The organism is Rathayibacter sp. VKM Ac-2804 (assembly GCF_009866655.1).
Lineage (GTDB): Bacteria > Actinomycetota > Actinomycetes > Actinomycetales > Microbacteriaceae > Rathayibacter.
Genome location: NZ_CP047420.1, coordinates 1,103,699 through 1,117,440, shown reverse-complemented (window position 1 = coordinate 1,117,440; position 13,742 = coordinate 1,103,699). Strand labels below are relative to the sequence as shown.

Below are 13,742 nucleotides of genomic sequence, written 5' to 3'. Positions count from 1 at the left end.
CGGCTGCTCGACTGCCACGGGCGCTCGATGCTGACCGTTCTCGGAGGCTCCGCCGATAGCCTCCGGGCGGCGCGCCTCCGCGCCGGAAAGCAGGAACCAGCATGCCCCGATCCGTCCTCCTCGTCACCGGCACCTCGACCGGCATCGGCCGCGCGACCGCGATCGAGGCGGCCCGCTCGGGCTGGCAGGTGGTCGCCACGGTCCGCGATGTGGAGCACGCCGACGGCCTCCGCGAGGCGATCGGCGGGGCCGGGGTCGAGCTCGACGTGCAGCAGCTGGACGTCACCGACGCCGACTCCGTGGCCGCCTGCCTCGAGCGGATCCAGAGCGTCCACGGCGGGCTCGACGTGCTGGTCAACAACGCCGGCGCGGGCCACATCGGCATCAGCGAGCTCGAGGACCCGGCCGAGCTGCGCCGCGTCATGGAGGTGAACTTCTTCGGCACCGTGGCCGTGACCCGCGCCGCGCTGCCGCTGCTGCGCTCCTCGCGCGGACGCATCGTGACCGTCTCGAGCGTCGGCGGCGCGATCGGCCAGCCGTTCAACGAGGACTACTGCGCCGCGAAGTTCGCGGTCGAGGGCTTCTTCGAGGCGCTCGCACCCGTCGCCGCGGCGGTCGGCGTGCACGTCTCGCTGATCGAGCCGGGTGCCGTCCGCAGCAGCTTCGTCGAGAACGTCGGCATCGACGCCTCCGCCCTGATGGCCGAGGCCGGCCCCTACGCCGGCGCGCTCGGCGCCTACCTCGACCGCACGGCCTCGGCGTTCTCCTCCACCCACGCCCAGGAGCCGGCCGACGTCGCCGCGGTGATCCTGCAGACCCTGCGCGACCCCGAGCCGCCCTTCCGCGTGCAGACCTCGGACTGGGCGCGCGACTTCGTCGGCCTGAAGCTGGCCGACCTCGACGGCTCCCGCGTGCAGACGACCATGCGGGGATGGATCGGCACCCACTAGGGTGGGAGGGTGCGAGCGCGACGACTGCGCTCCCCCGCGTCGTAGAACGCCCCTGGTCCTCGGACCGCGATCGTCAGGGATCCTTCGGATCCCGACCATCTGGCGCACGTGCATGAGGCCTCCGGCCGCGCGCACCGCTTCTGACGGCGAACGGATGTGACCACCGTCACCTTCGCCCGAACAGCCGATCACCCGCGCCCGCCCACCGGCCTGCGCTGTCAGATCGGCATGATGCCCCGAAAGGCACCATCCATGTCGACCATCCCCACCTTCGCCGCCCTCGGCGTCCCCGCACCCCTCGTCACCGCCCTGACCGCGAACGGCATCACCGAGCCGTTCCCGATCCAGGTGGACACCCTCCCCGACACCCTGAACGGCCGCGACGTGCTCGGCCGCGGCAAGACCGGCTCGGGCAAGACCCTCGCCTTCGCCATCCCGATGGTCGCCCGCCTCGGCGGCGCCCTCGCCGGCGGACGCCGCCGCCCCGGCCGCCCGCTCGGCCTGATCCTCGCGCCGACCCGCGAGCTCGCGACGCAGATCACCGCGGCCATGCAGCCCCTCGCCGACGCCTACGGCATCGTCACCACCACGATCTTCGGCGGCGTCTCGCAGCAGCGCCAGGTCGCCGCGCTCAAGCAGGGCGTCGACATCGTCGTGGCTTGCCCCGGCCGCCTCGAGGACCTGATGAAGCAGGGCTTCGTCAACCTCGACGCCGTCGAGATCACCGTGCTCGACGAGGCCGACCACATGGCCGACCTGGGCTTCCTGCCCGTCGTCACGCGCATCCTCGACAAGACCCCTCGCGGCGGACAGCGCCTGCTGTTCTCGGCCACGCTCGACAACGGCGTGGACAAGCTGGTCAAGAAGTACCTGCAGAACGAGGTGCTGCACTCGGTCGACGAGGCGAACTCGCCCGTCGCGCTGATGACCCACCACGTCTTCGAGGTCGACGGCCTCGACGCCAAGAACGCCCTCGTGAAGACCCTCGCGTCCGGCACCGGCCGCCGCATCCTCTTCATGCGCACCAAGCACCACGCGAAGAAGCTCGCCAAGCAGCTCACCGGCCAGGGCATCCCCGCCGTCGACCTGCACGGCAACCTCTCGCAGGTCGCCCGCGACCGCAACCTCGCCGCCTTCGGCGCCGGCACCGTGAAGGTGCTCGTCGCCACCGACGTCGCCGCCCGCGGCGTGCACGTCGACGACGTCGAGCTGGTCATCCACGTCGACCCGCCCATGGAGCACAAGGCGTACCTGCACCGCTCGGGCCGCACCGCCCGCGCCGGCAGCGAGGGCGACGTCGTCACCGTCGTCCTGCCGACCCAGCGCGGCGACGTGAAGACGCTCCTGCGCAAGGCCGCCATCCAGGTCACCCCGCAGCTCGTCACCGCCGACTCGGCCGCCGTGTCGAAGCTCGTCGGCGACGTCGCGCCCTACGTCACCCCCTCGGCCGTCGTCGAGCCCGTCCGCGGTCAGTCGCAGGGCGGCCGCTCGCAGGGTGCCAACGCGCAGCGCAAGCGCGCCGCGCGCACCGACGGCACCTCCGCCCCCCGCGGCGGACGCGGAGAGCGCTCGGCGGCCCCCGCCGGCGCCGGCTCCGACCGTCCCCGCCGCGGCGGCGGCGCGACCGACGGCGCCCCTCGCGGCGGACAGCGCGGCGGCCGCGGCCGCTCCGCCGCCCCCGCGACGACCTCGGGCGGCTCGCGCTCGTACTACAGCACCGGCAGCGGCAGCAGCAGCTCCGCCCCGGCCGGCGCCGAGCGTCGCCCGTCGCGCCGCGCGCAGGGCTGAGCCGTTTTGCACGCCGCGTGGCGGCGTGCCGCAGTCGGCTGGATGGACGGTCGCGTTCTGCAGAGCGTGTCGCGAACGGCTACGGCGATTCGCTTGGCACGCGAATCGCCGCTCCGCCTCGTGAGGGGCGGCTGGTCCGGGTACGCAACGTCTGACGACGTGCGCGCGCCGCGACGACTGCACGACATGAAGAAGGCCGGGAGTCCTCCCGCGACGGAGTCGCGGGTCGGGCTCCCGGCCTTCGTCGTCTTTGGAGGTGAGACGCTCCCTCCGTCGTCAGCGGCGTGCGCAGAGAAGGCTGGACCGCCCGTTTCGCCCGAAAAAGGACGCGAGAACGCCTTCCAGCCTCAGCTGTGTAGAGGTCGCCCGCTTGAGGCGCACCTCTCGTCGGGATGCTCGCGCGCGAGCGCGGCACGCCCCGGACGTCCCGCGCATCGGATCGCAGTCCGTTCCCGACCCACCAGCTGCGGAGCCCCCTCCGCCGAAGTCTCGGCACGAGAGCGCGCTTCGAGCCGGAGGCGGAATTCGCGTGCCAGCGAATTCCGCCAGGCGGACGTCGGACGCTCTACAGAGCCCGACCACCTGCGAGAGCCGACCGCGGCGCGCCGCCCCGCGGCGCGCGAGAAGGCACGCTGCGCGCTATCGGAGCTTCCCCACCGAAGCCAGTGCGGCGCGCAGCAACGCGCCGCGCCCGCCCTCCATCTCGACGGAGACGGCGTCGGAGCAGGCCTCGTCGGGCGTCATCCAGGTGAGCTCGAGGGCGTCCTGGCGGGGGTCGCAGGTGCCGGTGACGGGGACGACGTAGGCGAGCGAGACGGCGTGCTGCCGATCGTCGGTGAAGGGGCCCATGCCGGGCATCGGGAAGTACTCGGCGACGTGGAAGGGCAGCGGGCTGGCCGGCAGCAGCGGGAACGCCATCGGGCCGAGGTCCTTCTCGAGGTGGCGGAACAGCGCGTCGCGGAGGGTCTCGCCGTACATCACCCGGCCGGAGACGATCGTGCGCGTGATCTGCCCCGAGGCGGTCGCCCGGAGGAGCACCCCGACCTCGGTCACCTGGCCGAGTCCGTCGACGCGGACGGGCACCGCCTCGACGTACAGCAGCGGGAGCCGACGGCGGATCTCGGCGAGTTCATCGTCGGACAGCCACCCGGAGTTGGGATCAGGGGTACGCACGCTCATAGGGCCATTCTTACCCGACGTTCATGTCAGTCCGGTTTCGGCTCGCATCCGGCGGGCTCGGCGATGATGGTCGGATGGGTATCGACGCGAACGCAGTGCTGTGGTCCTCCTCCGCGAAGGACCGGGCCGGGCGGCCCCTCCTGGTGCTCCTGCACGGCTACGGCTCGCACGAGGGCGACCTCTTCTCGCTCGGCGCCTACCTGCCGCTGGAGCCGGTCCTCGCCTCGCTCCGCGCGCCGCTGGCGCTGGACGGCGGCGCGAACGCCTGGTGGCCGCTGCGGGTGCCGCTGGACCCGGATCAGCCGCGGGCGGACCCGATCGCGGTCGAGGCGGCGGCGCAGGGCGTCCTCGACTGGCTGGACGCGCTCGATCACGACGGTCCCGTCGGGCTGCTCGGCTTCTCGCAGGGCGCGGCGCTGGCCGTGCAGCTGCTGCGGCGCGCGCCCGGCCGGTTCGCGTTCGCGGTCGCCCTCTCGGGGTTCGTGGTGCCGCTGGCGGAGGGCGACACGGCCGACGAGGTCCTGGCCGCCGAGCGTCCGCCGGTGTTCTGGGGCCGGGGCACGCTCGACGCGGTGATCCCGCCGGAGCTGGTCGCTGCGGCCGGGGAGTGGTTCCCGGCGCACACGGCGCTCGACGCGCGGGTCTACGAGGGCGTGGCGCACGGTGTGAGCCAGGCGGAGCTCGCCGACATCGGCACCTTCGTGCGGCTCGGCTTCGCCTGACTCCGGTGCCGCCCGGCGATCACCGGGCGCCGCGTCCGCTCGTCAAGGGCTCGCCCGCGGGTCGCGCACACGGCAATGTCGGTGGTGGCAGGGAGGATTCACGCATGCCGCACGTCCTCGATCGCTTCAGCCCCGCCACCCGGGCCTGGTTCGAGGGCGCGTTCCCCGCGCCGACGGCCGCCCAGGAGGGCGCGTGGTCGGCGATCTCGAGCGGCGCGCACGCGCTCGTCGTCGCTCCCACGGGCTCGGGCAAGACGCTGTCGGCGTTCCTCTGGGCGATCGACCGGCTCGTGCAGGGCCCGCCGCCGGAGGACCCTCAGCACCGCACCCGCGTGCTCTACGTGTCGCCGCTGAAGGCTCTGGGTGTCGACGTCGAGCGCAACCTCCGCTCGCCGCTGGTCGGCGTCACGCAGACCGCGCTGCGGCTGAGCGCCGAGGGCATCGGCAGCGCGCCGTCGACGGTGACCGTGGGCGTCCGCTCCGGCGACACCCCGGCGGCCGAACGGCGGGTGCTGCAGAAGACGCCGCCGGACATCCTGATCACCACCCCCGAGTCGCTCTACCTGATGCTCACCTCGGCCGCGCGGGAGTCGCTGCGCGGTGTCGAGACGGTCATCGTCGACGAGGTGCACGCGGTCGCCTCGACCAAGCGCGGTGCGCACCTCGCGGTCTCGCTCGAGCGGCTCGACGCGCTGCTGCCGAAGCCCGTGCAGCGCATCGGCCTATCGGCGACGGTCCGCCCGCGCGAGGAGGTCGCGCGCTTCCTGGCCGGCCGCTCCCCCGTCACGATCGTCGCCCCCGTCTCCGAGAAGCAGTGGGACCTCAGCGTCGTCGTCCCCGTCGAGGACATGTCGGAGCTGGGCTCCACCGCGTCGCAGGACGGCTCGACGATGGGCGCCACCGGCCCGCAGAGCGGCTCGATCTGGCCGCATGTGGAGGAGTCGATCGTCGACCGGGTGCTCGCGCACACCTCCTCGATCGTCTTCGCGAACTCGCGGCGGCTGGCCGAGCGGCTGACCGCCCGGCTCAACGAGATCTACGCGGAGCGGCGCGAGGCCGAGGCCGAGCGCGTCCGGGAGGCCGGCGAGCCGGTCGCGGTCGGCGCGCTCCTCGGCGAGGCGGTCGGCGCCTCCGCCCGCCGCACCCCCGCCGCGTCGATGGGCGCCGCCGGAGCGACCAGCGGCACCGGCCAGGCCGCTCCCGAGGACGAGCCGCTCCTCGCCCGTGCGCACCACGGCTCGGTCAGCAAGGAGCAGCGGGCGATCATCGAGGACGACCTGAAGTCGGGCCGGCTGCGCTGCGTGGTCGCCACCTCGAGCCTCGAGCTCGGCATCGACATGGGCGCCGTCGACCTCGTCGTGCAGGTCGAGACGCCGCCGTCGGTCGCGAGTGCGCTCCAGCGCGTCGGCCGGGCGGGGCACCAGGTGGGCGAGGTCTCGCGCGGCTCGTTCTACCCCAAGCACCGGGCCGACCTGCTGCACTCCGCCGTCACCACCGAGCGGATGCGCGCCGGCCTGATCGAGGCGATCATGGTGCCCGCCAACCCGCTCGACATCCTCGCCCAGCAGACGGTCGCGGCCACGGCACTGGAGTCGCTCGACGTCGACGAGTGGTTCGACACCGTCCGCCGCAGCGCCCCCTTCGTCGCCCTGCCGCGCTCGGCCTACGAGGCGACGCTCGACCTGCTCTCCGGCCGCTACCCCTCCGACCAGTTCGCGGAGCTGCGGCCCCGCGTCGTCTGGGACCGCGACGAGAACACCCTCACCGGTCGGCCGGGCGCGCAGCGCCTGGCGGTGACCAGCGGCGGGACGATCCCCGACCGCGGGCTGTTCGGCGTCTTCATGGTCGGCGAGCCCGGCTCGACCGGCAACCGGGTCGGCGAGCTGGACGAGGAGATGGTCTACGAGTCGCGCGTCGGCGACGTCTTCGCCCTCGGAGCGACCAGCTGGCGGATCCAGGAGATCACCTACGACCGCGTGATCGTGACGCCCGCGTTCGGCGAGCCCGGGCGCCTCCCGTTCTGGAAGGGCGACTCGCAGGGCCGGCCGGCCGAGCTCGGCGAGGCGATCGGAGCCTTCACCCGCGAGATCGGCGGCGCCGCCGTCGAGACCGCGCGCGAGCGCTGCACCGCCGCGGGCCTGGACGAGTACGCGACCAACAACCTGCTCTCCTTCCTCGACGAGCAGCGCCTGGCCACCGGCCGCATCCCGGACGACCGCACGCTCGTGCTCGAGCGCTTCCGCGACGAGCTCGGCGACTGGCGGCTGGTGCTGCACTCGCCCTACGGGATGCAGGTGCACTCCCCCTGGGCTCTCGCCATCGGCGCGCGGGTCCGCGAGCGGCACGGCGTCGACGGAGCGGCGATGGCGGGCGACGACGGCATCGTCGTGCGCATCCCCGACACCGAGTCCGAGCCGCCCGGGGCCGAGCTCTTCCTCTTCGACCGCGACGAGCTGGAGCAGCTGGTGACCAGCGAGGTCGGCGGCTCCGCGCTCTTCGCCGCCCGGTTCCGCGAGTGCGCGGCGCGGGCGCTGCTGCTCCCCCGCTACAACCCCGGCAAGCGCTCGCCGCTCTGGCAGCAGCGCCAGCGCGCCGCCCAGCTGCTCGACGTGGCCCGCACCTACCCGACCTTCCCGATCATCCTCGAGACGGTGCGCGAGTGCCTCCAGGACGTCTACGACCTGCCCGCCCTGCTGCGCCTCGCCGCACGGCTCGACGGCCGCGAGCTGCAGATCCTCGAGGTCGAGACGCCGACGGCGAGCCCGTTCGCCCGCTCGATGCTGTTCGGCTACGTCGCGGCCTTCATGTACGAGGGCGACAGCCCGCTCGCGGAGCGCCGCGCGGCCGCTCTCTCGGTCGACGCGACGCTCCTCGGCGAGCTGCTGGGCCGCGCCGAGCTGCGCGAGCTGCTCGACCCGCTCGTGCTCGCGCAGATCGAGCGCGAGCTGCAGCGCGTCGAGCCGGAGCGGCGCCTGCGCGGCCTCGAGGGCGCGGCGGACCTGCTCCGCCTGCTCGGCCCGCTGACGATCGACGAGCTGGGCGAGCGACTGGTGGACGAGTCGGTGACGTCGGCCGACGTCGCGAAGGCCGAGCCGATCGCCCGGGAGACGCTGGACGCGATCGTCGCCGAGCTGGTCCGCGCGAAGCGCGTCCTGCCGGTCGGCCTCGCCGGCGAGCAGCGCTACGCCGCGATGGAGGACGCCTCGCGCCTGCGCGACGCCCTCGGCGTCCCCTTGCCCATCGGCGTCCCCGTCGCCTTCATCGACCCGGTGCGCGACCCGCTCGGCGACCTGGTCGCCCGCTACGCGCGCACCCACGGCCCGTTCACCGCCGTCGCCGTCGCCGCCCGGCTCGGCCTCGGTGTCGCGGTCGTCAACGACACCCTCCGCCGGCTCTCGGGCGAGCGGCGCGTCTCCGAGGGCGAGTTCCGCCCGAACGGCACCGGCTCCGAGTGGTGCGACAGCGAGGTGCTGCGCCGCCTACGCAGCCGCTCGCTCGCCGCGCTGCGGAAGGAGGTCGAGCCGGTCGACGCCGCCGCCTACGGCCGCTTCCTGCCGGCCTGGCAGCACCTCGGCGGCTCGCTGCGCGGCATCGACGGCGTCGCCTCCGTCATCGACCAGCTCGCGGGCGCGCCCATCCCCGCCTCGGCCTGGGAGTCGCTGATCCTCCCCGCGCGGGTGCGCGACTACTCCCCCGCCATGCTCGACGAGCTGACCGCGACCGGAGAGGTCCTCTGGGCCGGCGCCGGCACCCTCCCCGGCAACGACGGCTGGGTGAGCCTGCACCTCGCCGACACCGCCGGACTCACGCTGCCCGTCCCCGCGGCCGAGGCGGTGCCGCTCGGCGAGCTGCAGCAGGAGATCGTCGGCGTGCTCGGCTCCGGCGGCGGCTACTTCTTCCGCCAGCTCTCCGACGCAGTCGGCTCCACCGACGACAAGACCCTCGTCGAGGCGCTGTGGGAACTGGTCTGGGCGGGCCTGCTCACGAACGACACCCTCGCTCCGCTGCGCACCCTCGTCGGCTCGACCGGCGGCGCGCACCGGCAGCCGCGCGCCCCGGCCCGCGCCAGGGCACCCCGCGGCCGGATGACCGCCCGGCCCACCATGGCGACCCGCGTCGGCCCGCCCACCGCCGGCGGCCGCTGGTCGATCGTGCCGCTGGCGGAGTCGGACGCGACGATCCGCGGGCACGCGCTCGGCGAGACGCTGCTCGAGCGCTACGGCATCGTCACCCGCGGCTCCGTCCAGGCCGAGGGGGTGCTCGGCGGCTTCGCGCTCGCCTACAAGGTGCTCAGCGGCTTCGAGCAGCAGGGCCGCGCCCGCCGCGGCTACTTCATCGAGAAGCTCGGTGCTGCGCAGTTCGGCACCGCAGGCAGCGTCGACCGGCTCCGCACCTTCGCGCCGCAGGACGAGGCCCAGCAGCGCGCCCGGCCCGTCTTCGCGCTGGCCGCCACCGACCCGGCGAACCCGTTCGGTGCGGCGCTGCCGTGGCCGCAGGGCGAGGGCCACCGGCCCGGGCGCAAGGCGGGCGCCCTGGTCGCCGTCGTGGACGGCGAGCTGGCCGTCTACCTCGAGCGCGGCGGGAAGACGGCGCTGACCTTCTCCTCCGACGAGACCGTCCTCGCGGACGCGGCCGGAGCGCTCGCGCAGCTGGTCCGCTCCCGAGGAGTGGAGAAGCTGACCGTCGAGAAGATCGACGGCGTCTTCGCCCTGGGCACGCCGTTCGGCGACGCCCTGACCGTCGCCGGGTTCGTCGCGAACCCGCGCGGCCTGAGGCTGCGCGCGTGAGCGCCGGCCGCGAGGAGAGGAGCGCCCGTGCCCGAGGGTGACACCGTCTACCGCTCCGCCCACAACCTCGCCGACGCGCTCGACGGGCAGGTGCTGACCCGCTGCGACGTCCGGGTGCCGAAGTTCGCGACGGTCGACCTCACGGGCGAGACCATCGACTCGGTCGTTCCCCGCGGCAAGCACCTGCTGATGCGCATCGGCGACACGCTGATCCACTCCCACCTCAAGATGGAGGGCAGCTGGCATCTCTACTCGCTGACCGGTGACCGGCCGAAGTGGCACCGCCCCGCCTTCCAGGCCCGCATCGTCCTCGAGACGGACGAGTGGCAGGCCGTCGGCTTCGAGCTCGGCCTGCTCGAGATCGTGCCGCGGACCGCGGAGGAGGATGTGGTCGGCTACCTCGGTCCCGACCTGCTCGGCGCGGACTGGGACGCCGACGAGGCGCTCCGCCGCCTCACCGCCGACCCCGAGCGGCCGATCGGCCTGGCTCTCCTCGATCAGCGGATCATGGCCGGGCTGGGCAACGTCTACCGGGCCGAGCTCTGCTTCCTCCGCGGCGTGCTACCCACCCGCCCGGTCGGCGAGAGCGGAGATCTCGTGCGCACCATCGCCCTGGCGAAGAAGCTGATCACCGTCAACCGCGAGCGCATCGAGCGCACGACCACCGGCAACCTCCGCCCCGGCCAGCAGCTCTGGGTCTACGGCCGCGACCGCAAGCCGTGCCGGCGCTGCGGCACGGCGATCCGCCGCGGCGAGCTCGGCGACGACGAGCTGCAGCTGCGCGTCACCTACTGGTGTCCGCGCTGCCAGACCTGAGGCCGGGCGCCGGGGCGCTCAGCAGGCGCTACTCCTCGACGGCGGCCGAGCGGTGCCCGGGGACGTGCTTGACGTGCAGGGCGACGTCACTGAGCCGCTCGATCCGGTCGACGTGGCGGGCGGCGCTCGCGTCCTCGGCGACGATCCAGCTGCCGACGAGCAGGTAGGGGTCGCGGCCGCCGGCGGTGAGCGGCCCGGTCACGGTGAAGGAGCCGATCGTCGGCGTCGAGAAGGTCACCCGCACCGGATCGCCGTGCGCGAGCCCGTCGACGGAGCGGTCGCCGTCGGCGCCCGCGTCGGGCTCGGGCGCGAGCGCGATGCTCTGGATCTCGGTCCCGGTGTTGAGGAACACGTCGGCGACGACGAGCTCCCCGCCGACCGCCTGCCGGACGACGCCCTCGATGCCGTAGAGCCCGTAGCGCGCCGAGCGGACGAGCACCCGCACCGTGTCGCCGATCGCGACCTCGGCGAGGGCCCCGCGGATCGACGCGACGTCCCGCCGGGCGGGAGCTGCGGACAGGGCCTCGAGGATCGCACTGGACATCCCGCCAGGCTAGCCGGTCGCCCCGGCGGCTGCGCACGGACGGCTGGCGAGCGCACGTCCGCGAGAAGAATCTGCAGCACCGCAGACCGTGGTCGGAAGCAGAGGCGCGGGTCGTTCTGATACCGCCAGCGGGCTCGAAGAACGGAGTGCGGAGACGGTGGGATTTGAACCCACGGAACCCAATAAAGGGTTCTCCACCTTAGCAGGGTGGTGCACTCGACCGGACTATGCGACGTCTCCTGAGCGCCCGCCAGGCGAACGCACGACGACCACTATAACCGCACCCGGGAGCCGGGCGTGACACCCGGCGCGGCGGCGCTACTGCTCGTCGAGGGTGCGGCCGACGGTGCAGGTCTGCTGGTCGGCGGTCTGGCCGGAGACGTCGCTCGGGAGGGCGACCGCGGTCTCGCCGGGGGCCGGTGTCCCCGGGTCGGTCGTCGCGGCCGCGTCGCCGGTCGCCGCCGGATCCGCCGTCGCCGCGGGATCGGTCGCGGCGGGCGTCGAGCCGTCCGTCGACTCCGAGCCGCCGCCGGTGGTCCCGGTGAGGGCGATCGGCTGGTCGGCGAGCAGCGCGGCGTTGAGCGTCGCCGCCGCCTCCTCGCTCGGGTAGACGCCGTCGCCGTCGATGAAGGTCGGGTACTGGACGAAGACGACGCTGGCGAGGTCGACGTCCTTCACCGCGAGGCCGATGGAGACGAGGGTGTTGACGTTCTCGAGCGAGGTCGAGAGCTGCATGTTGGAGACGGCGGCCTTGCCGAGGCCGTAGAGGGCGACGGGGTTCGAGAGGGTCGACGCGTCCTTCACCTTGCGCACCAGCGAGGACAGGTAGACCTGCTGGCTGGAGATGCGGGTCAGGTCGCTGCCGTCGCCGACGCCGTGGCGGGTGCGCAGGAACGCGAGCGCCTCCGCGCCGACGAGCGTGTGCGTGCCGGCACTGAGGTTCAGACCGGTGTACTCGTCCTCGATCGGGGTGGCGACGCAGACGTCGACCCCGCCGACCGCGTTCGACATCTCGATCACGCCGTCGAACTGGATCAGCGCGGCGTAGGGGATGTCGAGGCCGGTGAGCTGCTCGACGGTCTGCACGGTGCAGGCGAGTCCGCCGTAGCCGAGCGAGGTGTTGATCTTGGCGGAGCGCAGCGGATCCGAGACGGCGCCGGTCACCGGGTCGGTGCAGGACGGGATCGGCACGTACATGTCACGGGGGAAGCTGATCACCTCGACCGTCGAGTGGTCCTCCGAGATGTGCATCAGCATCGTGACGTCGTTGAGGTTCTCGGAGCGGTCGCCGTACGCGCCCGCCGCGGAGCCCTCGGCGCTGTCGCTGCCCGCGAGCAGGATGTTGACGCCGCCCTCGATCGCGCCGATCTCCGGGATCGCGGAGCCGGCGTCGGTCGATCCGATGCCGAGGTCGACGGACGGCCGCGCGCTGCCCGCGATCATCGAGAGCGCGATCACCACGATCGACACCGCGCTGAGCACCCCGACGCCGACGCAGGCCGCGAGGATCCGGCCGGCGAAGCGGAGCCCGCTCTGGGGCCGGAGCCGCCCGTGGCGGGCCGCGGTCCTGCGCGAGACGACGGGTTCGCTCATCGGTTCCGCCTCGGCGTCAGCCGAAGAATCCGACCGAGCAGGTCTGCTGGTCGGCCGGCTGGCCGGTGATCGCCTCGGGCAGCTCGACCGGGGTGCCGGCGGCGGGCGTGGCGGGATCGGCCGGGGCGCCGGGGGTGGCCTCCGCGGTCGCGAGCGGGTCGGTGGTCGCGGGGCCCGCGGCGGGGGCCTCGGTCGCCGTCGGCGCCTCGGGCTCGCCGGTGGTCGTCGCGCCGGCACCGGTCCCGCCGGTGAGGGCGATCGGCTGGTCGGTCTGCAGGGCGGTGGCGAGCACGTCGCCCGCCGTGCGGTCGGGGACGACGCCGCCGGAGGTCGCGCCGGTGGGGTACTGGGCGAACACCACGTTCGCGATGTCGACGTCCTTCAGCGCGAGGCCCATCTGCACGAGGGTGTTCACGTTGTTGAGCTCGGTCGAGAGCGTCATGTTGCCCAGCGCGGCCTTGGCGAGTCCGTAGAGCGCGACCGGGTTGAGCAGCGTGTCGGCGCTCTTGACCTGGCGGACCAGCGAGGAGAGGAAGACCTGCTGGTTGCTGATGCGGGTGAGGTCGCTGCCGTCGCCGATGCCGTGCCGGCTGCGCAGGAACTGCAGCGCGGCCATGCCCTCGAGCGAGTGCACACCCGGCTCGAGGTAGGTGTTGGTGTACGGGTCCGCGATCTCGGTGGCGACGCAGACGTCGACGCCGCCGATCGCGTTCGACATCTCGATGACGCCGTTGAACTGCACGACCGCGCCGTAGTCGACCCGGACCCCGAGGAGCTCCTCGGCGACGCCGGCGACGCAGCCGAGGCTGACGTCCTTGCCCATCGCCTCGTTGATCTTGGTGTCGGAGCGGGCGGGGATGGTCTCCCCCGTCACAGCGTTGACGCAGGACGGGATGTCGACGTACATGTCGCGGGGGAAGCTGACGACGGTCGCGTTGCTGTGGTCGGCGGAGACGTGCATCAGCATGTTCACGTCGTTGAGGACGCTGGTCTCCTCGTCCGGGTCGCCGTAGGCGTCGCCCTGACCCTGGCGCGAATCGCTGCCGACGACGAGGACGTTGAAGCCGCCCTCGAGGGCGCCGATCTCGGGGACCGAGCCGGCTGCGACCTCGGAGCCCGCGGCGACCGGGTGCAGGCTGACCGACGGCTGCGCGGACTGCACGAGCAGGGTCGCGGCGATCGCGACGATCGAGATCGAGGCGACGATGCCCACTCCCGAGACGGTCGCAGCGGCCTTGACGAGGGTCCGCGGCAGGCTGTGCCGCTTCTGCCGTCCGTGCCGGACGTGGGGTCGCGGCGTGCGCGCCGACTCGTCCGCGGCGGAGTGGTCCGTCGAAGGGCGCGTCGTGCGCATCCGTCTCCC

Annotated in this window: 9 protein-coding genes and 1 tRNA gene; 5 read left to right on the top strand and 5 right to left on the bottom strand. The window is 73.6% G+C overall.

From position 1 onward, the window contains the following. Nucleotides 1-101 precede the first annotated feature (101 nt). Together GTU73_RS05170 and GTU73_RS05165 are read left to right on the top strand one after the other, a co-directional pair. On the top strand, nt 102-950 hold the full coding sequence (locus GTU73_RS05170; RefSeq protein ID WP_160087588.1) for an SDR family oxidoreductase: 849 nt from the start codon (nt 102-104) through the stop codon (nt 948-950). A 252-nt stretch (nt 951-1,202) separates the two neighbouring features. After that, complete coding sequence (locus GTU73_RS05165) at nt 1,203-2,738, top strand: DEAD/DEAH box helicase (RefSeq protein ID WP_160087586.1); 1,536 nt, start codon at nt 1,203-1,205, stop codon at nt 2,736-2,738. Between the two features lie 639 nt (nt 2,739-3,377). Here the strand turns inward: GTU73_RS05165 and GTU73_RS05160 are convergent. Next, nucleotides 3,378-3,917, bottom strand: a complete 540-nt coding sequence (locus GTU73_RS05160) for an NUDIX hydrolase family protein (protein ID WP_160087584.1) — start codon at nt 3,915-3,917, stop codon at nt 3,378-3,380. A 74-nt stretch (nt 3,918-3,991) separates the two neighbouring features. Between GTU73_RS05160 and GTU73_RS05155 the strand changes: the two genes are divergently transcribed. The 3 genes from GTU73_RS05155 to GTU73_RS05145 all read left to right on the top strand — a co-directional run bounded on the left by GTU73_RS05155 (nt 3,992) and on the right by GTU73_RS05145 (nt 10,242). After that, nucleotides 3,992-4,639 carry an alpha/beta hydrolase-fold protein gene (locus GTU73_RS05155; protein ID WP_160087582.1) on the top strand — a complete coding sequence of 216 codons (648 nt, stop codon included), beginning with the start codon at nt 3,992-3,994 and terminating at the stop codon, nt 4,637-4,639. Nucleotides 4,640-4,743: 104 nt separating this feature from the next. Further along, nucleotides 4,744-9,426, top strand: a complete 4,683-nt coding sequence (locus tag GTU73_RS05150; RefSeq protein WP_160087580.1) for an ATP-dependent helicase — start codon at nt 4,744-4,746, stop codon at nt 9,424-9,426. 27 nt (nt 9,427-9,453) lie between these two features. Next, nucleotides 9,454-10,242, top strand: coding sequence for a DNA-formamidopyrimidine glycosylase family protein (locus GTU73_RS05145; protein WP_160087578.1), 789 nt, complete (start codon nt 9,454-9,456; stop codon nt 10,240-10,242). Nucleotides 10,243-10,270: 28 nt separating this feature from the next. Here the strand turns inward: GTU73_RS05145 and GTU73_RS05140 are convergent, their stop codons facing one another. The 4 genes from GTU73_RS05140 to GTU73_RS05125 all read right to left on the bottom strand — a co-directional run bounded on the left by GTU73_RS05140 (nt 10,271) and on the right by GTU73_RS05125 (nt 13,733). After that, entirely contained in the window at nt 10,271-10,786 is a 516-nt protein-coding gene (locus GTU73_RS05140) for a hypothetical protein (protein WP_160087576.1), read from the bottom strand. A gap of 149 nt (nt 10,787-10,935) precedes the next feature. After that, nucleotides 10,936-11,026, bottom strand: a tRNA-Ser gene (locus tag GTU73_RS05135). 78 nt (nt 11,027-11,104) lie between these two features. Then, a complete protein-coding gene (locus tag GTU73_RS05130) occupies nt 11,105-12,379 on the bottom strand; it encodes an LCP family protein (protein ID WP_160087574.1) in 1,275 nt (424 codons plus the stop codon). Between the two features lie 16 nt (nt 12,380-12,395). Next, nucleotides 12,396-13,733, bottom strand: coding sequence for an LCP family protein (locus tag GTU73_RS05125; RefSeq protein WP_160087572.1), 1,338 nt, complete (start codon nt 13,731-13,733; stop codon nt 12,396-12,398). Between the last annotated feature and the right edge of the window lie 9 nt (nt 13,734-13,742).